At 64.2% G+C, this 25,588-nt stretch carries 22 protein-coding genes; 15 read left to right on the forward strand and 7 right to left on the reverse strand.

The features are described from left to right. Nucleotides 1–12: 12 nt before the first annotated feature. The gene (locus QYS36_RS21810) at nt 13–2,415 is read right to left on the reverse strand and encodes a PAS domain S-box protein (RefSeq protein ID WP_374990486.1); all 2,403 of its coding nucleotides are present in this window, start codon (nt 2,413–2,415) and stop codon (nt 13–15) included. 135 nt (nt 2,416–2,550) lie between these two features. On the opposite strand from QYS36_RS21810, the gene QYS36_RS21815 reads away from it, so the two are divergent. Next, nucleotides 2,551–3,522, forward strand: a complete 972-nt coding sequence (locus QYS36_RS21815; RefSeq protein WP_308841467.1) for an alpha/beta hydrolase family protein — start codon at nt 2,551–2,553, stop codon at nt 3,520–3,522. Nucleotides 3,523–3,534: 12 nt separating this feature from the next. On the opposite strand, the gene QYS36_RS21820 is transcribed toward QYS36_RS21815, so the two are convergent. From QYS36_RS21820 to QYS36_RS21830, 3 genes are read right to left on the reverse strand one after another with little or no spacing between them, the layout of a single operon-like run. Continuing rightward, the gene (locus QYS36_RS21820; RefSeq protein WP_308841468.1) at nt 3,535–4,293 is read right to left on the reverse strand and encodes a DnaJ domain-containing protein; all 759 of its coding nucleotides are present in this window, start codon (nt 4,291–4,293) and stop codon (nt 3,535–3,537) included. A gap of 1 nt (nt 4,294) precedes the next feature. Then, a complete protein-coding gene (gene murU / locus QYS36_RS21825; RefSeq protein ID WP_308841469.1) occupies nt 4,295–4,966 on the reverse strand; it encodes an N-acetylmuramate alpha-1-phosphate uridylyltransferase MurU in 672 nt (223 codons plus the stop codon). After that, a complete protein-coding gene (locus tag QYS36_RS21830; RefSeq protein WP_308841470.1) occupies nt 4,963–5,988 on the reverse strand; it encodes a phosphotransferase in 1,026 nt (341 codons plus the stop codon). The genes murU and QYS36_RS21830 overlap by 4 nt, the downstream gene beginning before the upstream one ends. 124 nt (nt 5,989–6,112) lie before the next feature. On the opposite strand from QYS36_RS21830, the gene QYS36_RS21835 reads away from it, so the two are divergent. From QYS36_RS21835 to QYS36_RS21885, 11 genes are all read left to right on the forward strand, one after another. Next, entirely contained in the window at nt 6,113–8,878 is a 2,766-nt protein-coding gene (locus tag QYS36_RS21835) for an LPS-assembly protein LptD (protein ID WP_308841471.1), read from the forward strand. Then, a complete protein-coding gene (locus tag QYS36_RS21840) occupies nt 8,853–10,154 on the forward strand; it encodes a peptidylprolyl isomerase (protein WP_308841472.1) in 1,302 nt (433 codons plus the stop codon). The genes QYS36_RS21835 and QYS36_RS21840 overlap by 26 nt, the downstream gene beginning before the upstream one ends. A 94-nt stretch (nt 10,155–10,248) precedes the next feature. Continuing rightward, entirely contained in the window at nt 10,249–11,247 is a 999-nt protein-coding gene (gene pdxA, locus QYS36_RS21845; RefSeq protein WP_308841473.1) for a 4-hydroxythreonine-4-phosphate dehydrogenase PdxA, read from the forward strand. A gap of 126 nt (nt 11,248–11,373) precedes the next feature. Next, the gene (rsmA, locus tag QYS36_RS21850) at nt 11,374–12,186 is read left to right on the forward strand and encodes a 16S rRNA (adenine(1518)-N(6)/adenine(1519)-N(6))-dimethyltransferase RsmA (protein ID WP_308841474.1); all 813 of its coding nucleotides are present in this window, start codon (nt 11,374–11,376) and stop codon (nt 12,184–12,186) included. Nucleotides 12,187–12,200: 14 nt separating this feature from the next. Further along, nucleotides 12,201–12,581, forward strand: a complete 381-nt coding sequence (apaG, locus tag QYS36_RS21855; RefSeq protein ID WP_308841475.1) for a Co2+/Mg2+ efflux protein ApaG — start codon at nt 12,201–12,203, stop codon at nt 12,579–12,581. Beyond that, complete coding sequence (locus QYS36_RS21860; RefSeq protein WP_308841476.1) at nt 12,581–13,405, forward strand: symmetrical bis(5'-nucleosyl)-tetraphosphatase; 825 nt, start codon at nt 12,581–12,583, stop codon at nt 13,403–13,405. Before apaG ends, QYS36_RS21860 begins: the two co-directional genes overlap by 1 nt. Then, nucleotides 13,402–13,731: a thiosulfate sulfurtransferase GlpE gene (gene glpE / locus QYS36_RS21865; protein ID WP_308841477.1), complete on the forward strand. Its 330-nt coding sequence runs from the start codon at nt 13,402–13,404 to the stop codon at nt 13,729–13,731. Before QYS36_RS21860 ends, glpE begins: the two co-directional genes overlap by 4 nt. Before the next feature lie 457 nt (nt 13,732–14,188). Continuing rightward, nucleotides 14,189–16,111, forward strand: a complete 1,923-nt coding sequence (locus QYS36_RS21870; RefSeq protein ID WP_308841478.1) for a PrkA family serine protein kinase — start codon at nt 14,189–14,191, stop codon at nt 16,109–16,111. A 66-nt stretch (nt 16,112–16,177) separates the two neighbouring features. Further along, nucleotides 16,178–17,449, forward strand: coding sequence for a YeaH/YhbH family protein (locus QYS36_RS21875; protein ID WP_308841479.1), 1,272 nt, complete (start codon nt 16,178–16,180; stop codon nt 17,447–17,449). Further along, nucleotides 17,446–19,005 carry a SpoVR family protein gene (locus QYS36_RS21880; RefSeq protein WP_308841480.1) on the forward strand — a complete coding sequence of 520 codons (1,560 nt, stop codon included), beginning with the start codon at nt 17,446–17,448 and terminating at the stop codon, nt 19,003–19,005. Before QYS36_RS21875 ends, QYS36_RS21880 begins: the two co-directional genes overlap by 4 nt. A 55-nt stretch (nt 19,006–19,060) precedes the next feature. Beyond that, nucleotides 19,061–20,293 carry a multifunctional CCA addition/repair protein gene (locus tag QYS36_RS21885; RefSeq protein ID WP_308841481.1) on the forward strand — a complete coding sequence of 411 codons (1,233 nt, stop codon included), beginning with the start codon at nt 19,061–19,063 and terminating at the stop codon, nt 20,291–20,293. Nucleotides 20,294–20,309: 16 nt separating this feature from the next. Here the strand turns inward: QYS36_RS21885 and folK are convergent, their stop codons facing one another. After that, the gene (gene folK / locus QYS36_RS21890) at nt 20,310–20,837 is read right to left on the reverse strand and encodes a 2-amino-4-hydroxy-6-hydroxymethyldihydropteridine diphosphokinase (protein WP_308841482.1); all 528 of its coding nucleotides are present in this window, start codon (nt 20,835–20,837) and stop codon (nt 20,310–20,312) included. Continuing rightward, nucleotides 20,828–21,184 (reverse strand): dihydroneopterin aldolase, encoded by a 357-nt coding sequence (gene folB, locus QYS36_RS21895; RefSeq protein ID WP_308841483.1) that lies wholly within the window; start codon nt 21,182–21,184, stop codon nt 20,828–20,830. Before folB ends, folK begins: the two co-directional genes overlap by 10 nt. 74 nt (nt 21,185–21,258) lie before the next feature. Here folB and plsY point away from each other — a divergent pair, with 74 nt between their 5' ends. Next, on the forward strand, nt 21,259–21,828 hold the full coding sequence (plsY, locus tag QYS36_RS21900) for a glycerol-3-phosphate 1-O-acyltransferase PlsY (RefSeq protein ID WP_308841484.1): 570 nt from the start codon (nt 21,259–21,261) through the stop codon (nt 21,826–21,828). A 170-nt stretch (nt 21,829–21,998) separates the two neighbouring features. Here the strand turns inward: plsY and tsaD are convergent, their stop codons facing one another. Continuing rightward, nucleotides 21,999–23,027: a tRNA (adenosine(37)-N6)-threonylcarbamoyltransferase complex transferase subunit TsaD gene (gene tsaD, locus QYS36_RS21905; RefSeq protein ID WP_308841485.1), complete on the reverse strand. Its 1,029-nt coding sequence runs from the start codon at nt 23,025–23,027 to the stop codon at nt 21,999–22,001. A 202-nt stretch (nt 23,028–23,229) separates the two neighbouring features. Between tsaD and rpsU the strand changes: the two genes are divergently transcribed. Together rpsU and dnaG are read left to right on the forward strand one after the other, a co-directional pair. Next, complete coding sequence (gene rpsU / locus QYS36_RS21910; protein ID WP_003290642.1) at nt 23,230–23,445, forward strand: 30S ribosomal protein S21; 216 nt, start codon at nt 23,230–23,232, stop codon at nt 23,443–23,445. Between the two features lie 130 nt (nt 23,446–23,575). Next, complete coding sequence (gene dnaG, locus QYS36_RS21915; RefSeq protein WP_308841486.1) at nt 23,576–25,561, forward strand: DNA primase; 1,986 nt, start codon at nt 23,576–23,578, stop codon at nt 25,559–25,561. Nucleotides 25,562–25,588: the final 27 nt, after the last annotated feature.

Below are 25,588 nucleotides of genomic sequence, written 5' to 3' on the forward strand. Positions count from 1 at the left end.
GGGCTCAACCTCCTATTCATCGGGCGCACACTCGCTCAGCGGCACCCGCACGCGCAACAGAGTACCCTCGCCGGGCCGGCTGTCGAGGCGCAATTGTCCGCCGAGCATCAACACCCGCTCGCGCATGCCCACCAGCCCGAAGGAGTCGGCGCGCACGCCGGCGGGATCGAAGCCGCGGCCATCGTCGCTGATCGACAGGTGCAGGCTGTCGCCCAGCAGTTCCAGACGCACCGTCACGGTATGCGCCTGGGCGTGGCGCATGACGTTGGTCAGCGCCTCCTGGAGGATGCGGAACAGCCCGGTGGCCTTGGCGTCGCTCAGCGGCGGCAGGTGTTCGGGCACCTCGACCAGGCAGGGAATCTGCGTGCGCACCTCGAAGCGCCGCGCCTGCCATTCGATGGCCGAGGCAATGCCGGCATCGAGAATTGGCGGGCGCAAGGCGGTGGCCACGTCGCGCACCAGCTGGAACAGGTTGGCGATCAGCTTCTTCATGTTGTCCAGGCGCTCGCGCAGACCGGGGTCGAGGTCGGCGAAGCCCAGCTCGCACATCGAGGTTTCCAGCTTGAGCACGGTGAGCACCTGGCCCAGCTCGTCGTGCACCTCGCGGGCGATGCGGGCCTTTTCCTCTTCGCGCACGCTTTCCAGGTGCGCGGACAGGTCGCGCAGGCGCGCCTGGGATTCGGCCAGCGCCAGCTCGTTGCGCTTGTTGTCGCTGATGTCCCAGACCACGCCGTCCCAGATCACCCGGCCATCGGCCAGGCGCCGGGCCATGGCCTTGATATCCACCCAGCGCGACTCGCCGGTGTGGGTGAGCATGCGGCCCTGCCAGTGCCAGTCGCTGTCGCTGTCGAAGGCCTGGTCCTGCACGCGGTGGTAATCGGCCTTGTCGTCCGGGTGCACCAGGCTGCGCAGGCCGTGATCCGGCGCCAGCAAGGTGGCGGCCCGATAACCGACCAGGCTTTCGCTGCCCTCGCCGATAAACGCGAACAGCGCCGGATCGCCCGGCCGCGCCCGCTCCAGGCGAAACACCACGCCGGGCACGTTGGCGGCGATACCCTGCAGCCGCGCCTCGCTTTCCTGCAGGGCGGCCAGGGCCCGGCGGCGCTCGGTCACGTCGGTGATGAATACCACCAGGTACTCGGTATCGCGGTACTGCAGAAAGCTCAGCGAAACGTCGACCGGCAGGCGGCTGCCGTCGGCGCGCAGACACTCGGTCTCGAAGCTCGGCGGCCCTTCGTCGCCCTTGCGCGCCAGGCGCCACAGGTTGAGCCAGCGATCCATGCTCATGTCCGGCGCGAAATCGCCCAGCGGCCGATCCACCAGGCCGCCACCCGGGCAGCCGAGCATGGCTTCGGCGGCATGGTTGGCGTAGCGCACGTGGCTGTCCCAATTGACCCAGAGGATGCCGACCGTGCTGTTGTCGATGGAGAACTGCGACAGCCGCAAGGCATCACGGGCGATCTCGCGCAGCTCGACTTCGTGACGCGCGGCCAGCAGGCGAAACTCCAGGGTGTCGCGCTGGCGCCGCAGCCACAGCGCCAGCAGCAGCGCGAATATCAGCAGCAAACCGAGTAGCAGGCTGATGGCCCGCCAGAAGCTCGCCGAGTTTTCCTGTTGCAGGTAGCTCGGCGGCAACCAGCGGTTGTGCAGATCATCGAGTTCGCGGGCCGATAGGCTGCGCAGGGCGACGTCGATGATCGCCGACAACTCGGGCAGGTCGCGCCGCGTGGCTACGCGCAGCAATTGCGGAAAACCGATATCGCCGACGATGGCCAGGCCGAGGAACTCCGGTTCCCGGGATAATCGCCCCAACTGCGCCTCATCGAGCACCGCGTAGCTGGCCTGCTGATTGACGACGCGCTGCAGCGCCTGGCGCGGTGAGTTGGTGATGTCCAGCTTGAGCTTCGGGTAGCTGCTGCGCAGGTAGTCGAGCACCGCATCGGAGCCTTTCAGGGCGACCGGTGAACGCTCATCGAGCTGTTCCAGATCGACCGCGCCACTGCCGTCACGCTCACCGACCAGCAGGTGCGAGACACGCAGAAAGGGATCGGAAAACACCCAGCGGCGCAATCCGGCCGGGGTCTGGCTGAGCCCTGCAGCCAGGTCGATTTGATCGCTCAGAAGCGCCTGCTCCAGCTCCTCCGGCGTCTGGAAGGTGCGCCAGCGCACCTGCACGCCCATCAGCGCGGCCAGGCTGTTGACGATCTCCACGTTGGCACCGGTCAGGCGGTGCAGGCGGCGGTCGAGCTGGGCGTAGGGTGGCTGCAGCACCACGCCGGCACGCAGCAGCGGATTGGCGGCGAGCCATTGTTGCTGTGCGGCAGCGAAGATGGCCGCCGGCGCCGCTGGCGGCTGATCCGCCCACAGCACCGTGGGCATGCTCAGTATCAGGAGGAACAGCCAGCGGTGGATCATGCACAGGCACCGAGAACGATGAAGAGGCCGCGGCGGCAAAGGTGCGCCGCAGACGTCGCATTAAGCACCATCAGGATCTGACAAATCCACGACAACTGATTAGGCTGACCTTTGTTCGCTATTTTCGGGTTTGCCATGACACGCCTTCGCCACCTGCCACGCTACGCCCTGTGCCTGATCCTGCTGGGCAGCCTGGCCGTGCACGCCGAACAGACCCCACCCGCCAAGGAGGGCGAAAAGGCCGATGCCCAGCCCGAGCAGCGGGCGCCACTGCCCGAGCGCAGCGACCTCGACGCACTGGCCCTGGAGCGCCAGCTGGCAGCCACTGAACAGCAGCAACTCGACGCCGCCGGCACGAGCTTTCTCGCCCTCTGGCGACCGGCCAACGATCCGGCGCCCATGGGGGCGGTGATCCTGATTCCCGGGGACGAAGAGAGTGCCGACGCGCCGCCCACCGTGGGCGCGCTGCGACGCAAGTTGCCGGGCGCCGGCTGGCACAGCCTGAGCCTGAGCTTGCCGGACCCGCAGGGTGCGAACCTGCCGGTGCGCGTCGCCGCGCCGCCAGCCAGCGGCGACGGCAAACCGGCCGAGGCTCCAGCTGAGAAGGCCCCGGAACCCGCCGCACCTGCGCCACCAGGCGAGGCACCGTCAGCTGACGGCGAAGCGGCCCGCGCGGCCCATGTCGAGCGGGTGTTCGCGCGTATCGATGCCGGCATCGCCTTCACCGGGCAGCAGCAGGCCAAGGTCGTGGTGCTGCTCGGCCACGGCAGCGGTGCCTACTGGGCGGCGCGTTACATTGCCGAGCGCAAGCCCGCCAACATCACCCATCTGGTCTTGGTGGACACCCGCCAGCCGGAAGGCTTCGATGCCCCGTTCAACGACCTGCTGGCGCAGCTCACCGCCAAGGTCGGCGATTTCTATTACCGCGACAGCGCCAGCGCACGGCAGGCGGCCCTGGCCCGCAAGCAACTGAGCCAGCGGCAGAAACAGCCCGCCCTGGTACAGGTCAGCCTGGATGCCTTGCCGGGCAATCCCGACGTAGCCCAGGAACAGTTGTTCCGGCGCCTGCGCGGCTGGCTGGACAAGCACGCCGGCGGCGCCAAGTAGCCGCCAGCCTCCTTAGCGGAAACCGCGGCGCTGGCGAATCAGCGCATAGGCATTGTGCAGCTCGCGGGTCGCTTCGGTGGCCTCCCGCACCCTCTCGGGCGCCGCACCGCTGCCGGCCATCTTGTCGGGGTGGTGGCGGCTGAGCAGGCGGCGGTAGGCCTTCTTGATCTGCTGTACATCACTGTCCGCCGTTACCCCGAGCAGGCGCATGGCCTGCTGGTAGGCATCGGCAGCCGCGGTCGGCGGCCCGCGCCGTGGCGAGTAGGCGGCGCTGAGCGCTTCCTGGGCCTCGGCGGAAATGCCCAGCCATTTCCCCCAGAGCAGAATCTGCTCGCGCTCGGCCTGGCCCACCTTGCCATCGGCCCAGGCCATCCGCCAGCAGGCGCGCAACAGTTCCTGGGCCTCACTGCGGCGCCGCTGCAACGGAGCGCGCAGGTTGTCCTGGCCGGTCTTGCCCCGCGAAAAGGCCTCGATGGCAGCCGCCCTGGCCGCCTCGCCCAGGGCCTGGCGCTGCATCTCGGCGCGGGCCTGGCGGATGTGCGCCTGCTGCACCACGCCATCGCTCTTGGCCAGGCGACCGAGCATGACGAACAACAAGGCCTCATCACGCACCGCAGACTTGCCAGCCAGTCGCTCACCCAGGGCCTTCCAGCCACGCAAGCCCAGGCGCCGATCCAGCACCTGGCCGAGCAGACCACCGAGCAGCAGACCGGGAATGCTCGCCAGGGCGAAGCCGGCCAGCGCGCCCACCAACGTCAGCGGCCAATACATATCAGCGCTCGCCCTGCAGCAGCGATTCCACTTCGGCCAGGCGCTCGTGGGTGCCGACATCCACCCAGCGCCCGCTGAAGCGTTCACCCGTCACCTGCCGGCCTGCCATCGCCTGCCTCAGCAGGGGCGCAAGCTTGAACGCGCCGGGCTGGCAGCCGGCGAACAGCTCAGGGTTGAGCACGGCGATGCCGCTGTAGGTGAGGCTGGCCCCATCGGCTGCAGCATCCGTTACCAGCCCGCCAGCGAGGCGAAAGTCGCCCGCCGGGTGATGGGCGGGGTTGTCCACCAGAACCAGATGAGCCTTTTCAGAAAAGGGCCTGCGCAGGGTCGAGAAATCGTAGTCGGTGAAAATGTCGCCGTTGACCACCACGAAGGGCTCGTCACCGAGCAGCGGCAGCGCCTTGAAAATACCGCCGCCGGTTTCCAGTGGCTCGCCTTCGGCGGAGTAGCGAATGCGCACGCCATAGCGTTCGCCGCCACCCAGATAGTCCTCGATCTGCTGACCGAGCCAGGCATGGTTGACCACCAGTTCGCTGAATCCGGCACGAGCCAGGGCTTGCACGTGATAGTCGATCAACGGCACCCCGGCGGCGCGCACCAGGGGTTTGGGCGTGTGCAGCGTCAGCGGTCGCAGGCGCTCACCCTTGCCGGCGGCAAGAATCATCGCCTTCATCGAGCGGCACCGGCGGCGTGCTTGAGCTGCGCGATCAGCTCGCCAAGCTCGGCCAGTTCCGGGCGCCGCTCAAGCACCGAGTCTATATAAGCGAAGAAACGCGGCACATCGGCCAGGTACCGCGGCTTGCCGTCGCGGTGGCAGATGCGCGCGAAGATACCGATCACCTTGAGATGGCGCTGCACGCCCATCAGGTCGCTGGCGCGTAGAAAGTCCGCCAGCTCATCCTGCACGGGAATGCCGGCGGCACGGGCCCTGTGCCAATAGTTTTCGAGCCAGCCCTGCACGCGCGCCTCCGGCCAGCTGAGGAAGGCGTCCTTGAACAGGCTGGTGATGTCGTAGGTAACCGGGCCGTAGACGGCATCCTGGAAATCCAGCACGCCGGGATTGGGCTCGCTGATCATCAGGTTGCGCGGCATGTAGTCGCGGTGCACCAGCGCCTTGGGTTGTGCCAGGGCACTGTCGATCAGCAGCGTGCAGATGCGCTGCCAGGCCGCCTGCTGATCGGCATTCAGGGTGAGCCCGAGTTCGCGGGCGACATACCAATCCGGAAACAATTGCAGCTCGCGGCGCAGCAAGGCGTCGTCGTAGTGGGGCAAACCCGCATCCATCGGCAATTGCTGATAGGCCAGCAGGGCATCGATGGCGGGCTCGAACAGCTGGTCGGCATTGTCACCGTCGATCACCTCCAGGTAGGTCTGGCGGCCCAGATCGCTGAGCAGCAGAAAGCCCTGTTCGAGATCCGCAGCATGGATTTGCGGCACGTTCAGCCCGGCACGGGCCAGCAGATTGGCCACGTCGACGAATGGCCGGCAATTCTCTTGGGGTGGCGGCGCATCCATCAGGATCAGGCTGCGCCCGGCGGCCTCCCAGCGGAAATAACGGCGAAAACTGGCATCGCTGCTGGCCGGCTGCAGCACGGCATCCGGCACCGCCCCCCAGCCTTTGGTAGCGAACAGGGCCTGCAGCTGCGGCGCGAGCCATTGCTGAAGGCGTTGCAGACGTACATCTTGATCAGGCATTGCAAGGGTCTCCGACGGCGCTAGCCGTTGCGCGGGTCATGCTTTATTATCCAGCATCTTTTTCAGCCCATCGAGAGGCGTGCGGCCCCTGGGCCAAAAGCGCACAGGAAGCCCGGAAAACAAGATGGCAGTAAAATACCCCGCTTTTCGCAAGAAATTCCCGCTTCTGGTAACGGGTGGCCTGTTGGCCCTGCAGCCCTTCGCCAGCCCATTCGCCACCGCTGCCGAACAATTCGACTGCCAGGCATCGCCAACCGGCGGTTGGGCCTGTGCACCGAAATCCAGCAACGCCAACCTGCCGAGCCGGCCGACCCATACTGCCAACTCGGTCAGTGCGGGCACGGGTGCGACTGCTGCCGCCAAGCCTGATACCAAGGCTGCGCCGACGCAAGTGACCGAAGCCGGTGGCCGTGCCCTGGCCTCGCGCAGCGCCGACTACAGCCACCTGGACTGGGTACCGCGCGAGAAGCTGACCAGCGCACAGCTGGCGGAGATCGGCCCGGCCTGCTCCGGCGCCTACATCGAGCCCACCCGCCCGGGCATGAACGACACCACGCCGATGAGCGAAGCACCGATGTTCGTATCGGCCAAGGCTTCGCGCTATCAGCAGGAAGAGCAGGTCGCGACCCTCGCCGGTGACGTGGTGGTGCGCCAGGCCGGCATGCAGGTCGAGGCCGACGAGGCCAACCTGCACCAGGCCGAGAACCGTGGCGAGCTGGTCGGCAACGTCCGCCTGCGCGACAAGGGCGCCCTGGTGGTCGGTGATCGTGGCGAGCTGCAACTGGACAACGGTGAAGCGCGCATCGATAACGCCGAGTACGTGATGCATGCCGCCCACGTACGCGGCAGCGCGGCTTACGCCAAGCGTGAAGAAACCGCGATCATCCGCCTCAAGGACGGTACCTATACCAGTTGCGAACCGGGCAGCAACGCCTGGCACCTGACCGGTAACAACATCACCCTGAACCCGGCCACCGGTTTCGGCACCGCGACCAACGTCACGCTGCGGGTCAAGGATTTCCCGGTGTTCTACACGCCGTACATCTATTTCCCGATCGACGACCGTCGCCAGTCCGGCTTCCTGCCGCCGAGCTTCGGCAGCTCGGGCAGCAACGGCCTGACCCTGCAGACCCCGTACTACTTCAACCTGGCGCCGAACTTCGACGCCACCCTGTACCCGACCTACATGGCCAAACGCGGCCTGCTGCTCGAAGGCGAGTATCGCTACCTGACCCGCAACAGCGAAGGCCAGGTCGGCGCCGCCTACCTGGACGACCAGGAAGACGAACGCAAGCTGCAGTCGGACTACAAGGATCAGCGCTGGATGTACAGCTGGCAGCACAAGCAGGGGCTCAATGACCGCCTGCTGGCCGAGGTCGACTACACCGATATCAGCGACCCTTACTACTTCCAGGATCTGAAGACAGATCTGGGCATCGAAACGTCCACTTACGTCAATCAGCGCGGGACGCTGACCTGGCGCGGTGACAGCTATACCGCACGACTCAATGCCCATGCTTATGAACTGGCCACCATCACGGATCTGACCCCCTATAACCGCCTGCCACAGATCACTCTGGACGGAAAGCTGCCCGTCGAGCCAGGCGGCCTGAATTTTACCTACGGAACTGAGTTGGTTCGCTTCGACCGCGATCTACGCAGCGGCAACTTTATTAACGAGGACGGTATTTCCGAAGGCCCGTGGTATGACGCCCGAGTACGCGGCCTGGCCCGTGCGAACGGCACACGCATGCACGTGGAGCCTGGTGTCAGCCTTCCGCTGGACTGGAGCTGGGGCTTTATCAAACCTCAGGTCAAATACCTGCAGACCAACTACGACCTTGATCTCGATCAGCAAGGCAAGAACTCCCTCCTCCCCGAGCAGAGCTATAGCAGTAGCCAAAACCGTGGCGTCGGCATGTTCAGCGTAGACAGCGGCCTGTACTTTGATCGCGATACCAACCTCTTCGGTCGAGAGGCACGGCAGACGTTGGAGCCACGCCTGTTCTACCTCTATGTGCCGGAAGAAGATCAAACAGATATTCCAGTGTTCGACAGCGGCGAGAGCACCTTCAACTACGCCTCGCTGTGGCGCGAGAACCGCTTCAGTGGCAAGGATCGTATCGGCGACGAGAACAAGATCTCGCTTGGCGTGACCAGCCGCTGGATCGAGCCGAATGGCTTCGAGCGTCAGCGCTTCAGCATCGGCCAGGCCTTCTATTTCGAAGACCGCAAGGTGCAGATGCCCGGTATCGACTATCGTGAACGCGATGACGCGCAGTCATCTGTCTCGCCTTATGCCCTGGAATACATGTACCGCTACAACCAGGACTGGCGCTTCACCTCGGACTTCAACTGGGACCCGGATGCACACCGCACCCGCTCCGGCAGCGCCATGTTCCACTACCAGCCGGCCGACAACCCGCGCAAGGTGGTCAATGCCGGCTATCGCTATCGTAACGATTCCATTCGCTATGACCAGAGCACCGGTCGCTGGGGCTTTGGAAGCGACTACGGGGTTGAAGGCAATCCTAATTTCATCAAGAACTACTACAAGATCAGCCAGCATGACTTCTCGGTCATCTGGCCTATCGGCCCGCAGTGGAGCCTGATCTCGCGCTGGCAGTACGACTACGGCCGCAACCGCACTCTGGAAGCCTTTGGTGGCTTCGAATACGACAGCTGCTGCTGGAAGCTGCGCGTCATCAACCGCTACTGGATCGACTACGACGAGGTCAGCCTCAACCCCTCGCGCAACGACGAGCCAGACAGCGGTATCTTCCTGCAGATCGTCCTCAAAGGCCTGGGTGGCGTGACTGGCAACAACGTTGAGACATTCCTCGACCAAGGCATTCAAGGTTACCGTGAACGTGAAGAGCAAGCTCGCTGAGTGCGTGCGCCCGCTGCTGCTGGGCGCACTGTTTCTGGGTACCGCGGCGCACGCCGATGTACAACCTCTCAACCGCGTGGTGGCGATCGTCGATAACGACGTGATCATGCAGACCCAGCTCGACGCCCGGGTGCGCGAGGTGCAACAGACCATCGCCAAGCGCGGCGCCGAAGTGCCGCCGGCCAATGTGCTGACCCAGCAGGTGCTGGATCGTCTGATCCTGGAGAACATCCAGCTGCAGATGGGCGAGCGCTCCGGCATTCGCATCAGCGACGAAGAGCTCAACCAGGCCATGGCCACCATTGCCCAGCGCAACGGCATGACCATCGAGCAGTTCCGCGACGCCCTGGCGAAGGACGGCCTGTCGTTCAACGACGCCCGCGATCAGGTGTCCCGCGAGATGATCATCAGCCGTGTGCGCCAGCGCCGCGTGGCCGAGCGCATCCAGGTCACCGAGCAGGAAGTGAAGAACTTCCTCGCCTCCGACCTGGGCAAGATGCAGTTGTCCGAAGAGTTCCGGCTGGCCAATATCGTCATCCCGGTGCAGGAAGACGCCTCCTCCGATGCCCTGCAAGCCGCCGAGCGCCGCGCCCGGGACATTTACCAGCAAGCGCGCCAGGGCGCCGATTTCGGCCAACTGGCGATTGCCAACTCGGCCAGTGAAACCGCGCTGGACGGCGGTGACATGGGCTGGCGCAAGGCGGCGCAACTGCCGCCGCCATTCGACAGCATGATCAGCGCCATGGGCGTGGGCGACGTCACCGAGCCAATCCGCACCCCAGGTGGTTTCATCCTCCTCAAGGTGCTGGAGAAGCGTGGCGGTGAGGCGGCGGCGGTGCGTGAGGAAGTCAACGTACGCCACATCCTGATCAAGCCGAGCGAAATCCGTACCGACGCGGAAGCCAAGGTGCTCGCCGAACGCCTGTATCAGCGCATCGAGTCCGGGGAAGATTTCGCCGAACTGGCGAAGAACTTCTCCGAAGACCCGGGTTCGGCCCTCAACGGCGGCAGCCTCAACTGGATCGACCCGAACGCCCTGGTGCCGGAGTTCCGCGAGGTGATGAACAACACCGCCAGCGGCGAAGTGTCCAAGCCGTTCAAGAGCCAGTTCGGCTGGCACGTGCTGCAGGTCATGGGTCGCCGCGCCACCGACAGCAGCGAGCAGATGCGCGAACAACAGGCGCTCAACCTGCTGCGCAACCGCAAGTACGAAGAAGAGCTGCAAACCTGGCTGCGTCAGATCCGCGACGAAGCCTATGTGGAAATCAAGCTGTAACCCAGCCTGAATGCCACCAGAGCCCGGCCCAGCGCCGGGCTTTTTCATTTATGCCTGGGCTAGAATCACGCTCGCCCGCCCTGGAGACCGGATCATGCCCGATAGCCTGCGCTTCGCCCTCACCCCTGGAGAACCTGCCGGCATCGGCCCGGATCTATGCCTGTTGCTTGCCCGCCAGCAGCAGGCCCATGCGCTGGTCTGCATCGCCAGCCGCGCCCTGCTGCAGGCGCGCGCGGCGCAACTGGGGCTGGCGATCAGCCTGCTCGACAGCGGCCCCGGCGCCTGGCCCCGGCACCCCGCGCCAGCTGGCAGCCTGTACGTTTGGGATACCCCCCTCGGCGAGCCGGTGGTCAGCGGCCAGCTGAGCAAAGCCAATGCCGCCTACGTCCTGCAAACCCTCACCCGGGCGACCCAGGGCTGCCTGGACGGCAGCTTCGCCGGGCTGGTCACCGCCCCGGTGCACAAGGGCATCATCAACGAAGCGGGCATGGCGTTCTCCGGCCATACCGAATTTCTCGCCGACCTGACCGCCACCCCCCAGGTGGTGATGATGCTGGCAACCCAGGGGCTCAGGGTCGCCCTGGTCACCACCCACCTGCCGCTCAAGGACGTGGCCAGCGCCATCACCGTCGAGCGCCTGCAACGGGTGACGCGCATCCTGCACGCCGACCTGCGCGACAAGTTCGGCATTGCCAAGCCACGCATCCTGGTCTGCGGCCTCAATCCCCATGCCGGTGAAGGCGGTCACCTGGGGCGCGAGGAGACCGAGATCATCGAGCCTGCGCTGCAGCAACTGCGTGCCGAAGGCATGCAACTGATCGGCCCGCTGCCTGCCGACACGCTGTTCACTCCCAAGCACCTGGAGCACTGCGATGCGGTGCTCGCCATGTATCACGACCAGGGCCTGCCGGTGCTCAAGTACAAGGGCTTTGGCGCGGCGGTGAACGTTACCCTGGGCCTGCCGATCATCCGCACCTCGGTCGACCACGGCACCGCGCTGGATCTTGCCGGTACCGGGCGCATCGACTGCGGCAGCCTGCAGGTTGCCCTGGAAACCGCCTACGAGATGGCGCACAGTCGTGGTGCCCGATGAGCCAGCTGCCACTGGCGGCGAGCGGCGCCGCTCGACAGGCGTTCCCTGCTAAACTGCGCCTTTTCGCCTGATCGCTTTACGCGCTTGCTTGATGCTTGCAGCTTGAAGCCTGGAGCTGCTTTTCAGATGTCCGAGCCTTACCAACACCGCGCGCGCAAGCGCTTCGGCCAGAACTTCCTCCATGATGCCGGGGTGATTCACCGCATCCTGCGCGCCATCCATGCCCGCGAGGGCGAGCACCTGCTGGAGATCGGCCCGGGCCAGGGCGCACTCACCGAGGGCCTGCTCAACAGTGGCGCGCAACTCGACGTGATCGAGCTGGACCTGGACCTGATCCCGATCCTGCAAGCCAAGTTCGCGGGCGAGCCGCGCTTTCGCCTGAACCAGGGCGATGCCTTGAAGTTCGACTTCAATAGCCTGCAAGCAGCGCCGAACAGCCTGCGGGTGGTCGGCAACCTGCCTTACAACATCTCCACGCCGCTGATTTTCCACCTGCTGAACAACGCCCAGCTGATCCGCGACATGCACTTCATGCTGCAGAAGGAAGTGGTCGAGCGCCTGGCGGCAGGCCCGGGGGGCGGCGACTGGGGGCGGCTGTCGATCATGGTGCAGTACCACTGCCAGGTAGAGCACCTGTTCAACGTTGGCCCCGGCGCGTTCAACCCACCGCCCAAGGTCGATTCGGCGATCGTGCGCCTGGTGCCCCATCAGGTGCTGCCGCACCCGGCCAAGGATCACCGCCTGCTCGAACGGGTGGTACGCGAAGCCTTCAACCAGCGCCGCAAGACGCTGCGCAACACCCTCAAGGCGCTGCTGCCGGCCAGCGAGATCGAGGCGGCCGACGTCGATGGCAGCCTGCGCCCGGAGCAACTGGACCTGGCCGCCTTCGTGCGCCTGGCCGACCGGCTCGCGCTGCAACCAGAACCCACGTCCCCCTGACTTATCGAGTGCCCATGTCCGACCCTCGCTACCAGATCGACGTCACCATCGTCACCCGCTACCTGCCGGAGCAGTCGCAACCCGAGCACAGCCGTTTTGCCTTTGCCTATGACGTAACCATCCGCAACAGCGGTGAGCTGCCCGCCCAGCTGCTGGCGCGCCACTGGGTGATCACCGATGGCAATGGCCAGGTTCAGGAAGTGCGTGGCGCCGGCGTAGTCGGTGAACAGCCGCTGATCGCCCCCGGTGAAAGCCATCGCTACAGCAGCGGCACGCTAATGGCCACCCAGGTCGGCACCATGCAGGGCAGCTATCAGATGCTGGCTGACGATGGTCAGCGCTTCGACGCACCGATCGCGCCCTTCCGCCTCGCTGTCCCGGGGGCCCTGCACTGATGGCGACCTATGCCGTCGGCGACCTGCAGGGCTGCCTGAAACCGCTGCAGTGCCTGCTCGAGCGCGTGGCCTTCGATCCTGCCCACGACCGGCTATGGCTGGTCGGTGATCTGGTCAACCGCGGCCCAGCGTCCCTGGAGACCTTGCGCTTTCTCTACGGCATGCGCGAGGCGCTGGTCTGCGTGCTGGGCAATCATGACCTGCACCTGCTCGCCGCCTCGCGCAATATCGAGCGCCTCAAGCGCGGTGACACCCTGCGCGAGATCCTCGAGGCTCCGGACCGCGCCGAGCTGCTCGAGTGGCTGCGCCAGCAGAAGCTGCTGCATTACGACGAACAGCGCGATACCGTCCTGGTGCATGCCGGCATACCGCCGCAATGGAACATCGGCAAGGCACTGCGCCGCGCCGCCGAAGTCGAGCATGCGCTGCGCGACGATGCGCTCTATCCGATGTTTCTCGATGGCATGTACGGCAACGAGCCGGCACGCTGGGACAAGGAACTGCACGGTATCGCCCGCCTGCGGGTGATCACCAACTATTTCACCCGCATGCGTTTCTGCACGGCAGACGGCACCCTGGACCTGAAGAGCAAGGAAGGCCTGGACACCGCACCACCCGGCTATCTCCCCTGGTTCAGCCACCCGCAGCGCAAGGCCCGTAACCAGAAGATCATCTTCGGCCACTGGGCAGCCCTGGAAGGTCACTGCGACGAGCCCGGGGTGTTCGCCCTGGATTCGGGCTGCGTGTGGGGCGGCAGCATGACCCTGATGAACATCGACAGCGGCGAATACCATCACTGCGACTGTAGCGAGGAAACAGCATGAGCGAGTTCAAACGCATCCCCCCTGAACAGGCCCAGGCACTGCGCGAGAAAGGTGCCGTGGTCGTCGACATCCGCGATCCGCAAAGCTTTGCCGCCGGCCACATCAGCGGCGCCCAGCACCTGGACAACTACTCCCTGCCGGACTTCATCGCCAAGGCCGATATGGATGGCCCGGTAATCGTTGCCTGCTACCACGGCAACTCCAGCCAGAGCGCCGCGGCCTATCTGGTCGGTCAGGGCTTCTCCGACGTGTACAGCCTCGACGGCGGCTTCGAGCTGTGGCGCAGCACCTACCCGCAGGACACCGAGTCCAGCCAGGCGGACTGAAACGACGCCGGCCATCGCCCCACTCGCCGCGATGGCCGGTCATAAATATTTTCCCAGGCCAGCCCCCCGCCAATACTGGCTTTGGCAGCCAGTGCAGGGTTGCAATGACGCTTAGCACGGCAATTGCACCTTGATCTTGCCGATTACCAACTATCCTTGTTCTAGGCCATCCCAATTCAGGTAGCCGGCCAACCGGCCGAACGGGCCATCGGTACTCACCTTCAGCAGCCAGCCAGAACCACGCAACACAGGGTCAGGCGGGAGAAGGCAGCCGATACGCCATGCAGGGTAAGCATGGCGGCTGTCCTTGAACCTGCCATGCCACGGACAGGCCGACCTTGAGGTTCTGACTGACTACGGGGTGTTGGGGGATTCACCTCGGTAGCGCAAGCGCCGAGTCTGCATGCACCCGCTCGACCGATCCCGGCCGGCTCCAAGTATCGAGCGAGGTGAAGTCATGAGTATTTTCAGTCACTTCCAGCAACGATTCGAGGCGACCCGCCAGGAGGAGTACTCGCTGCAGGAGTACCTCGAACTGTGCAAACAGGATCGCAGTGCCTACGCCAGCGCTTCCGAACGCCTGCTGATGGCCATCGGCGAGCCGGAGCTGCTCGATACTTCCCATAATCCACGGCTGTCGCGGATCTTTTCCAACAAGGTGATCCGCCGTTACCCCGCCTTCGCCGACTTCCACGGCATGGAAGAATGCATCGAGCAGATCGTCTCCTACTTCCGCCATGCGGCCCAGGGCCTGGAAGAAAAGAAACAGATCCTCTATTTGCTGGGCCCGGTGGGTGGCGGTAAATCGTCCCTGGCGGAAAAGCTCAAGCAACTGATGGAGAAGGTGCCCTTCTACGCCATCAAGGGCTCACCGGTCTTCGAATCACCACTGGGCTTGTTCAATGCTGCAGAAGATGCCGCCATCCTCGAAGAGGATTACGGTATCTCGCGCCGTTATCTCGGCAGCATCATGTCGCCCTGGGCGAGCAAACGCCTGGCCGAGTTCGGCGGCGACATCAGCCAGTTCCGGGTGGTCAAGCTCTACCCCTCGATCCTCAACCAGATCGCCATCGCCAAGACCGAGCCTGGCGACGAGAACAACCAGGACATTTCCGCCCTGGTCGGCAAGGTGGATATCCGCAAGCTCGAGGAATACCCGCAGAACGATGCCGATGCCTACAGCTATTCGGGCGCGCTGTGCCGGGCCAACCAGGGGCTGATGGAATTCGTCGAGATGTTCAAGGCGCCGATCAAGGTGCTGCACCCCTTGCTCACCGCCACCCAGGAAGGCAACTACAACAGCACCGAAGGCCTGGGCGCGATTCCCTATAACGGCATCTTGCTGGCCCACTCCAACGAATCGGAATGGCACACCTTCCGCAACAACAAGAACAACGAGGCGTTCATCGACCGTATCTACATCGTCAAGGTGCCGTACTGCCTGCGCGTCAGCGACGAGATCAAGATCTACGACAAGCTGCTGACCAGCAGCTCCCTGGCCAATGCCCATTGCGCCCCTGACACCCTGAAGATGCTCGCGCAGTTCTCCACCCTGTCGCGCCTCAAGGAGCCGGAAAACTCCAATATCTACTCGAAGATGCGCGTCTACGACGGCGAAAATCTCAAGGACACCGACCCCAAGGCCAAATCGATTCAGGAGTACCGCGATTCGGCCGGTGTCGATGAAGGCATGAACGGCCTGTCGACCCGCTTCGCCTTCAAGATTCTCTCCAAGGTCTTCAACTTCGACCCCCATGAAATCGCCGCCAACCCGGTGCACCTGCTCTACGTGCTGGAGCAGCAGATCGAACAGGAACAGTTCCCCGGTGAAACCCGCGAGCGCTATCTGCGTTTCATCAAGGAATACCTGGCGCCGCGCTATATCGAGTTCATCGGCAAGGAGATCCAGACCGCGTACCTGGAGTCCTACAGCGAATACGGGCAGAACATCTTCGACCGCTACGTGCTGTACGCGGACTTCTGGATTCAGGATCAGGAATACCGCGACCCGGAAACCGGCGAGATCCTCAACCGTGTGGCCCTCAACGAGGAACTGGAGAAAATCGAGAAGCCGGCCGGCATCAGCAACCCGAAGGATTTCCGCAACGAGATCGTCAACTTCGTGCTGCGCGCCCGCGCCAACAACAACGGCAAGAACCCGACCTGGCTCAGCTACGAGAAGCTGCGGGTGGTGATCGAGAAGAAGATGTTCTCCAACACCGAAGACCTGCTGCCGGTCATCAGCTTCAACGCCAAAGCCAGCAAGGAGGATCAACAGAAACACAACGACTTCGTCAAACGCATGGTCGAGCGCGGCTATACCGAGAAGCAGGTGCGCCTGCTGTCCGAATGGTATCTGCGCGTACGTAAATCGCAGTAAGCGGCCTCTGATGCAGGCGACGGCCACCTCGCCGTCGCCTGCATCGGTAGTGCCCGGAGGGCTGGTATGAGCTACGTGATCGACCGTCGCCTCAATGGCAAGAACAAGAGCACGGTGAACCGCCAGCGGTTCATCCGGCGTTACCGCGACCACATCAAGAAGGCCGTGGAAGACGCCGTCAGCCGCCGCTCCATCACCGACATGGAGCACGGCGAGCAGATCAGCATTCCCGGCCGGGATATCGACGAGCCGGTGCTGCACCATGGCCGCGGCGGCAAGCAGACCGTCGTGCACCCGGGCAACAAGGAGTTCGTCGCCGGTGAACGGATTCCTCGCCCGCAGGGCGGTGGCGGCGGCCAGGGTGCCGGCAAGGCCAGCAACTCCGGCGAAGGCATGGACGAGTTCGTGTTCCAGATCACCCAGGAAGAGTTCCTCGACTTCATGTTCGAGGATCTGGAGCTGCCCAACCTGGTCAAGCGCCACCTCACCGGCGCGGAAACCTTCAAGACCGTACGCGCCGGCATCAGCAGCGAAGGCAACCCGTCGCGCATCAACATCGTGCGTACCTTGCGTTCGGCCCATGCCCGGCGCATCGCGCTGTCCGGCAGCAGCCGGGCCAAGCTGCGCGAGGTAAAAGCCGAACTGGAGCGCCTGCGCCGCGAGGAGCCGGACAACTTCAGCGACATCCAACTGCTCGAGGCCGAGACCGAACGCCTCAGCGCGCGCATTCACCGTATCCCGTTTCTGGATACCTTCGACCTCAAGTACAACCTGCTGGTCAAGCACCCCAACCCCAGCTCCAAGGCGGTGATGTTCTGTCTGATGGACGTGTCCGGTTCCATGACCCAGGCTACCAAGGACGTCGCCAAGCGCTTCTTCATCCTGCTGTACCTGTTCCTCAAGCGTAACTACGACAAGATCGACGTGGTGTTCATCCGCCACCACACCAGCGCCAAGGAAGTGGACGAGGAAGAGTTCTTCTACTCCCGGGAAACCGGCGGCACCATCGTCTCCAGCGCGCTGAAAATGATGCAGGAGATCATGGCCGAGCGTTACCCGGCCAACGAATGGAACATCTACGGCGCCCAGGCTTCCGACGGCGACAACTGGAACGACGATTCACCAATTTGCCGCGACATCCTGATCAAGCAGATCATGCCGTTCGTGCAGTACTTCACCTACGTGGAGATCACCCCACGCGAGCACCAGGCGCTGTGGTTCGAGTACGAACGGGTCGCCGAAGCCTTCGCCGACACCTTCGCCCAGCAGCAACTGGTGTCGGCGGGTGATATCTACCCGGTATTCCGCGAACTGTTCCAGCGGAGGCTCGCCACATGAGCAGCAAAAAGCGCCAACCCTTGTCCACGGGCTCGGAATGGACCTTCGAGCTGATTCGCGACTACGACCGGGAGATCAGCCGGCTGGCCGAGCGTTATGCGCTCGACACCTACCCCAATCAGATCGAGGTGATCACCGCCGAGCAGATGATGGACGCCTACGCCTCTGTCGGCATGCCCCTGGGCTATCACCACTGGTCCTATGGCAAGCAGTTCCTCAGCACCGAGAAATCCTACAGCCGTGGGCAGATGGGCCTGGCCTACGAGATCGTGATCAACTCCGACCCGTGCATCGCCTACCTGATGGAGGAAAACACCATCACCATGCAGGCGCTGGTGATCGCCCACGCCTGCTACGGGCACAACAGCTTCTTCAAGGGCAATTACCTGTTCCGCACCTGGACCGACGCCAGTTCGATCATCGATTACCTGGTATTCGCCAAGCAGTACATCACCCAATGCGAGGAGCGCCATGGCATTGATGCCGTGGAAGACCTGATCGACTCCTGCCACGCACTGATGAACTACGGCGTCGACCGCTACAAACGCCCCTACCCCATCTCTGCCGAGGAAGAGCGTCGCCGCCAAAAGGATCGCGAAGAGCACCTGCAGCGCCAGATCAACGACCTGTGGCGCACCATCCCGAAAAGCGCCAGCAAGGCCGGTGATGGCGACAACAAGCGCTTCCCGGCCGAGCCGCAGGAAAACATCCTCTACTTCCTGGAAAAACATGCGCCGCTGCTCGAGCCCTGGCAGCGCGAGGTGATCCGCATCGTGCGCAAGATCGCCCAGTACTTCTACCCACAGCGCCAGACCCAGGTGATGAACGAAGGCTGGGCGACCTTCTGGCACTACACCCTGATGAACGACCTTTACGACGAGGGCCTGGTGACTGACGGCTTCATGATGGAGTTTCTGCAGTCGCACACCAGCGTGGTGTTCCAGCCCTCGTTCGACAGCCCCTATTACAGCGGCATCAATCCCTACGCCCTGGGCTTTGCCATGTACCGCGACATCCGCCGCATCTGCGAAGAGCCCACCGAGGAGGATCGTCACTGGTTCCCGGACATCGCCGGCAGCGACTGGCTGAGCACCCTGAAATTCGCCATGACCAGCTTCAAGGACGAGAGCTTCATCCTCCAGTACCTGTCGCCCAAGGTGATCCGCGACCTGAAGCTGTTCAGCATTCTCGACGACGACCAGAAAGACGAACTCAGCGTACCGGCCATCCATGACGAACCGGGCTATCGGAGCATTCGCGAAACCCTGGCGGCCCAGTACAACCTGGGCAATCGCGAGCCCAACGTGCAGATCTGGAGCATCGACCGCCGCGGCGACCGCTCGCTGACCCTGCGCCACTTCCAGCACGACCGCAAACCGCTGGGCAGCTCCACCGAAGAAGTGCTCAAGCACCTGCATCGCCTGTGGGGTTTCGACATCCATCTGCAGACCCTGCAGGGCGACCGCATCGTCACCACCCAGCACGTGCCGCCCAGAAGTGATGGCGCGGCGGATGGCGATCCTCCGCGCCTGGATCTGCATATCCCACCGCTCTAGGCGCGGCGACAGGCTCCAGTGCAGCGGGTATCCTCTGCGCATGATGGAGACTCTTATGCAGATCTACAAAGTTGGCGGCGCCGTGCGCGATCGCCTGCTCGGCCGCCCGGTGACCGAGATCGACTGGGTGGTGGTCGGTGCCACGGCCGAAACCATGCTGGAACAGGGTTATCGCCCCGTGGGCGCGGATTTCCCGGTATTCCTGCACCCGCAATCGGGCGAGGAGTACGCCCTGGCCCGCACCGAACGCAAGAGCGGTCGCGGCTATGGCGGCTTCACCTTTCACGCCAGCCCCGAAGTGACGCTGGAAGAAGACCTGATCCGCCGCGACCTGACCATCAACGCCATCGCCGAAGACCAGCACGGCAAGCTGATCGACCCCTACGGCGGCCAGCGTGACCTTGCGGCCAGGCAGCTGCGCCATGTCTCGCCGGCCTTTGCCGAGGACCCGCTTCGTGTGCTGCGCGTGGCCCGCTTCGCGGCGCGCTATGCACCGCTGGGCTTTAGCGTAGCGCCGGAGACCCTCGAGCTGATGCGCCAACTGGCCGAATCCGGCGAGCTCGATGCCCTGACCCCGGAGCGCAGCTGGAAAGAGATTTCCCGCGCCCTGATGGAGCCGCGGCCCGACGTGTTCATCGGCGTGCTGCGCGACTGTGGTGCCCTCGCGGCCATGCTGCCGGAAGTCGACGCGCTGTTTGGCGTGCCGCAGCCTGCCGCTCATCACCCGGAGATCGACACCGGCGTTCACGTGCAGGCCGTGCTGCGCCAGTGCGCCGAACACCAGCAGCCGCTGGCCGTGCGCTGGGCCTGCCTGCTGCATGATGTGGGCAAGGGCAAGACCGACCCTGCGCACTGGCCACGGCACATCGCCCATGAACACCGCGGCATCCCGCTGATTCAGGCGGTCAACAGCCGGTGCAAGGTGCCCAGGGAGTGCCAGGAGCTGGCCGAGCTGGTGGGCGAGTTTCATACCCACGCCCATCGCGCCCTGGAGTTGCGCGCCTCGACACTGCTGGAGCTGATGCAGCGCTTCGACGTGTTCCGCCGCCCGCAGCGCTTCGAGGCCTTTGTCGCCGCCTGCGAAATGGACGCCCGTGGTCGTCATGGCCTGGAACAGCGTGAATATCCTCAAGCGGCCTATCTGCTGGCCGCGATGGCCGCGGTACGCGAGGTGGCCGTACAGCCACTGTTGGCGCGCGGCTACAAAGGCGCCGAGCTGGGCGAGGCACTCAATCGCGAGCGTCTCGCTGCGCTCAAGGCCTTCAAGCAAGGCAGAGAAAACAGCTAGGGCCTGCTGACAGGCCCTAGGGCGACGGCAGCAATTCGTCGGGCGTCAGCTCGACGCCCCGCCACTGGAAGGCCACCGGCCACAGCTGCTGCTCGATCCGCGCCTCACCCCACAGCTGCGCGAAGCTGCGCCCGACTCCGGGATGCTCGACATCCGGCACCAGCAGCGCCAGCGGCCTGAGTACGAAGGCGTTCTTGAGAATTTCCGCCCGCGGTAGCACCAGGCCATTGAAGTTGCCCACCAGCTGGCCGTAGGTCAGTACGTCGATATCCAGTGGCAGGCCCTTGCGATCCGGTGCGTAGCGGCCATTGTCCGCTTCGATGAATTTCAGCCGGCGATCCAGCTCGGTCAAGGGCAGCTCGGTAAGGCCCGCGATCACCAGGTTGAAGAACGGGCCGCTCTTGATGCCCACGGCAAGGCTCTCGAATACCGGCGAACAGCGCATCTCGGTGACGATCTCGGCCAGGGCATCGAGGCCGGCGCGTAGGTGCGCCTCGCGCTCGATATTGCTGCCCAGGCCGAGCAGGATTGGCGTTAGCGACATCCGCGCTCGATCTCCACACCAACACCACCACGGGCGGCCGGTACGGCGCCTGGCTTGGTCACGCGCAGGCGCACCCAGGGAATGGAAAACTCGCTCATCAGCAGGGCTGCCAGGCGCTCGGCAAAGGTTTCCACCAGGATGAACTGCGATTCGCTGGCAAACGCCTGCACACGCGCCGACACCGAGGCGTAATCCAGCGCCTGGTTCAGGTCGTCCTCCTCGGCTGCCGAGCGGTTGTCCCAGCCCAGCCACAGATCCAGCTGCAGGCATTGGCGAATGGTGCGCTCCCAGTCATAGGCACCAATGACGGTGTCGACTTCCAGCCCTGCGATAAACACTGTGTCCAAGCATGCTCTCCACGGCACGACAAGCTCGCCGTACCTCGTTAGAATCGGCCATCCCCCGGCGCGGAATGGATACCATGTTTTGGCTGCTGGCGATCCTCGCCTACCTGCTCGGCTCGCTGTCCTTCGCTATCCTGCTCAGCCGCATGACCGGTCTGGCAGACCCGCGCGCCAGCGGCTCGGGCAACCCCGGCGCCACCAACATGCTCAGGGTGGCAGGCAAACGCCTGGCCATTCTCACGCTGATTGGCGATCTGTTCAAAGGTTTGCTGCCGGTACTGATTGCCGCCCACCTCGACTTCCCCCTGCAACAACAGGCCTGGCTGGGCCTGGCGGCGGTGATCGGCCATCTCTACCCGATCTACTTTCGCTTCCGCGGTGGCAAGGGTGTCGCCACTGCCGCCGGCATGCTGCTGGGGCTCTACCCACCGGCGGCGCTGCTGGCGCTGTGCACCTGGCTGCTGACCTTCACCCTGACCCGCACCAGCTCGCTGGCGGCGCTCACCGCTGCACCGATGACCTTGCCACTGCTGGCCTGGCAACGACCGGCTGCCCTGCTGCCGATGTGCGTGCTCAGCGGGCTGATCGTCTGGCGTCACCGGCGCAATCTACGTGATCTGTGGGCTGGCCGCGAACGACATTTCTGATCTGGGCTCAACCACTAGATGACTAGGCGGTGGGGTGGATCGGGGCGCGTAGCTGCGCTTCGCCTACGCGGCCCGACCCGTCCACCGCTCCGTGATCGCAATGGTGGATGAAAACAGCGTCATCCACCCTACGTACTAGCCCGTGCATAGACTCTACCGAGCAAATATGCTCAGTGAAGCGCCGGCAACTGCTCCATCGGCCAGCGGGCCTGCACAGTGATCGCCAGGCCCTCATGCTGGCCGGCCAACAGGCGCTGGCACCCGGCATAGGCGATCATCGCGCCATTGTCGGTACAGAATGCCGGACGTGCGTAAAACACGTTGCCCTTGAGCGCTGCCGTCATGTCTTCGAGCGACGTGCGCAGCGCCCGGTTGGCGCTGACCCCACCGGCGATCACCAGGCTGTTCAGGCCGGTCTGTTTGAGCGCGCGGCGACACTTGATGGTCAGCGTCTCGACCACTGCCTGCTGGAATGCCAGGGCCACGTCACAGCGCGACTGCTCACTGTCATCACCGCCGTTCTGGCACTGCTGCCAGGTATTGAGCGTGAAGGTCTTCAGGCCACTGAAGCTGAAATCCAGGCCCGGGCGATCGGTCATCGGCCGTGGAAACACGAAGCGCCCCGGGGTACCGCGCTCGGCAAGGCGGGCGATTTCCGGCCCCCCCGGATAGCGCAGACCCATCAGCTTGGCGGTCTTGTCGAAGGCTTCGCCGGCAGCGTCGTCCAGCGACTCGCCGAGCAACTGGTACTGGCCGATGCCATCGACCCGCACCAGCTGGGTATGGCCGCCCGACACCAGCAGGGCGACGAACGGAAATGCCGGCGGCGTCGCCTCCAGCATGGGCGCCAGCAGGTGGCCTTCCATGTGGTGCACGCCGATGGCGGGAATGTCCCAGGCGAATGCCAGGGCCTGGGCGCACGAGGCGCCGACCAGCAGCGCACCGACCAGGCCGGGGCCGGCGGTGTAGGCGACGGCGTCGATGTCGGTGGCCACGCACCCCGCCTCGGCCAGCACCTGGCGGATCAGCGGCAGCATGCGCTTGACGTGGTCACGCGAGGCCAGCTCCGGCACCACACCGCCATAGGCGCGGTGCAGGTCGATCTGACTGAACAACGCGTCGGCGAGCAGCCCGCGCTCGCTGTCATAGAGCGCGACACCCGTCTCGTCGCACGAAGTTTCCAATCCCAGAACCAGCATGGTTTCGCCTTCTCTGCAGCTTGCCCAGCGTAAAAGGCCGGCATGATAATCGCCGCTCGGCGGCCCAGACCAGTGCTTTTCGATCAGAGGCTTTGCATTCCGGTTGACGAGGCGGTAACATCCGCAACCCTTAAAAACCTGTGATCTTTCCGTGCCTTTGCCGGGAGACACTAACCTCCGGTAATAAAGAAGGTAGCTCTGGATGCCAGCCGTCAAAGTTAAAGAGAACGAACCCTTCGACGTAGCTCTGCGTCGTTTCAAGCGCTCCTGCGAAAAAGCCGGTGTTCTGGCCGAAGTTCGTAGCCGCGAATTCTACGAAAAGCCGACCGCCGAGCGTAAGCGTAAAGCCGCTGCCGCTGTTAAGCGTCACGCCAAGAAAGTGCAGCGCGAACAGCGCCGCAGCGTTCGCCTGTACTAATAACGTACACGCAACGCCCGAATGCCCGGCTTGCCGGGCATCATCGTCAAGGACTCCGCATCGCCTGCTGGCGAAATGGCGGAGTTTTTGCGTTTGTGCCGCTACTCATTCTGGACACCCCTGAGCGTCTATGGCCGGCCTGATCCCGCAATCCTTCATCGATGACCTGCTCAACCGCACCGACATCGTCGATGTGGTGAGTTCGCGCATCCAGCTGAAGAAGACCGGCAAGAACTACAGCGCCTGCTGCCCGTTCCACAAGGAAAAGACCCCCTCCTTCACCGTCAGCCCGGACAAGCAGTTCTACTACTGCTTCGGCTGCGGCGCCGGCGGCAACGCCCTGGGCTTCGTGATGGATCACGACCAGACGGAATTTCCCCAGGCGGTCGAGGAGCTGGCCAAGTGCGCCGGCATGGACGTACCGCGCGAGGACAACGGGCGCGGCGGTGGCAAGCCCCGCCAGCCGACCGACTCGCCGCTCTACGCCTTGCTCAAGGCAGCTGCCGACTATTACCGACAGGCCCTGAAAAGCCACCCGCAGCGCCGCGCCGCGGTCGAGTACCTGAAAGGTCGCGGCCTGTCCGGCGAAATCGCCCGCGACTTCGGCCTCGGCTTCGCCCCGCCGGGCTGGGACAACCTGCTCAAGCACCTGGCCGGTGACAGCCTGCAGCACAAGGCGATGATCGACGCCGGCCTGCTGGTGGAGAACCCCGACAGCGGCAAGCGCTACGACCGCTTTCGTGACCGGGTGATCTTCCCCATTCATGACAGCCGCGGCCGGGTGATCGCCTTTGGCGGCCGGGTGCTGGGCGACGACAAGCCCAAGTACCTGAACTCCCCGGAAACCCCGGTCTTCCACAAGGGCCAGGAACTCTACGGCCTCTATGAGGCGCGTAAAAACAACCGCAACCTCGACGAGATCATGGTGGTCGAGGGCTACATGGACGTCATCGCCCTGGCCCAGCAGGGCCTGCGCAATGCCGTGGCGACCCTCGGCACCGCCACCAGCGAAGAACACCTCAAGCGCATATTCCGTCTGGTGCCGAGCGTGCTGTTCTGCTTCGATGGTGACCAGGCCGGCCGCAACGCCGCCTGGCGCGCACTGGAAGCCGCCCTGCCCAACCTGCAGGATGGCCGCCGCGCACGCTTTCTGTTCCTGCCCGACGGCGAAGACCCGGATACCCTGGTGCGCAGCGAAGGCACCGACGCCTTCCAGGCGCGCATACACCAACACGCCCAGCCGCTGGCCGACTACTTCTTCCAGCAACTGAGCGAGGAAGCCGACCCACGCTCGCTGGAAGGCAAGGCGCATCTGGTCACCCTGGCAGTGCCGCTGATCGACAAGATCCCCGGCAACACGCTGCGCGCCCTGATGCGCCAGCGCCTGACCCAGATCACCGGGCTGGACATCAATGCCATGGGCCAGGCACAGGCAGCCCCCACGCGCCAGTCGAGCAGCACCAGCCAGCAGAGCGTCGACAGCCATGCTCCGCCACTCGAGAATATTCCGGACAGCGCCTATTACGACGCCCCGCAAGGCTATGAAGAGCAGGCAATACCCGCCCAGGCATTCGAGCGCCCGGCAAGAAAGCCGGGTAAAAGCGAATGGAAGAAAGACGGCGGCAAATGGCACAAGAAAGGCCGTGACGACTACCACCCGCCACGTACCGCGGTCAGCGTCGAGTCGCCACACCTGAGCGCCTTGCGCAGCCTGCTGCACCACCCCGAATTGGCGCAGAAGGTCGAGGATGTCAGCAACTTCGCCGCCGAAGACGACACTTATGCCCAGCTACTGGTGGCCCTGGTAGGCACCCTGCAGAAGCAGCCGAACCTGCGCTCGCTGCAGCTGATCGCCCGCTGGCATGGCACCGAACAGGGCCGCCTGCTGAAAGTATTGGCAGAAAAAGAATGGTTGATCGATCAGGACAACCTTGAACGGCAGTTTTTCGACACCATTACTACACTTGCCCATAACCAGTCGCTAAAGCGACGCGAAACCGCTCTGCGCAGCATCATGCAGAAAAGCCCGAGCGAACTCACCGACGAGGAAAAGGCTCTATTGCGCGAGCATTACAGCAGCCTCTACTCGCCTAGCAAGACCCCAACTGGCGCCTGAGCGCCGAGCTGAGGTATAATCCTCGGC

This window comes from Pseudomonas sp. G34 (assembly GCF_031119625.1).
GTDB lineage: Bacteria > Pseudomonadota > Gammaproteobacteria > Pseudomonadales > Pseudomonadaceae > Aquipseudomonas.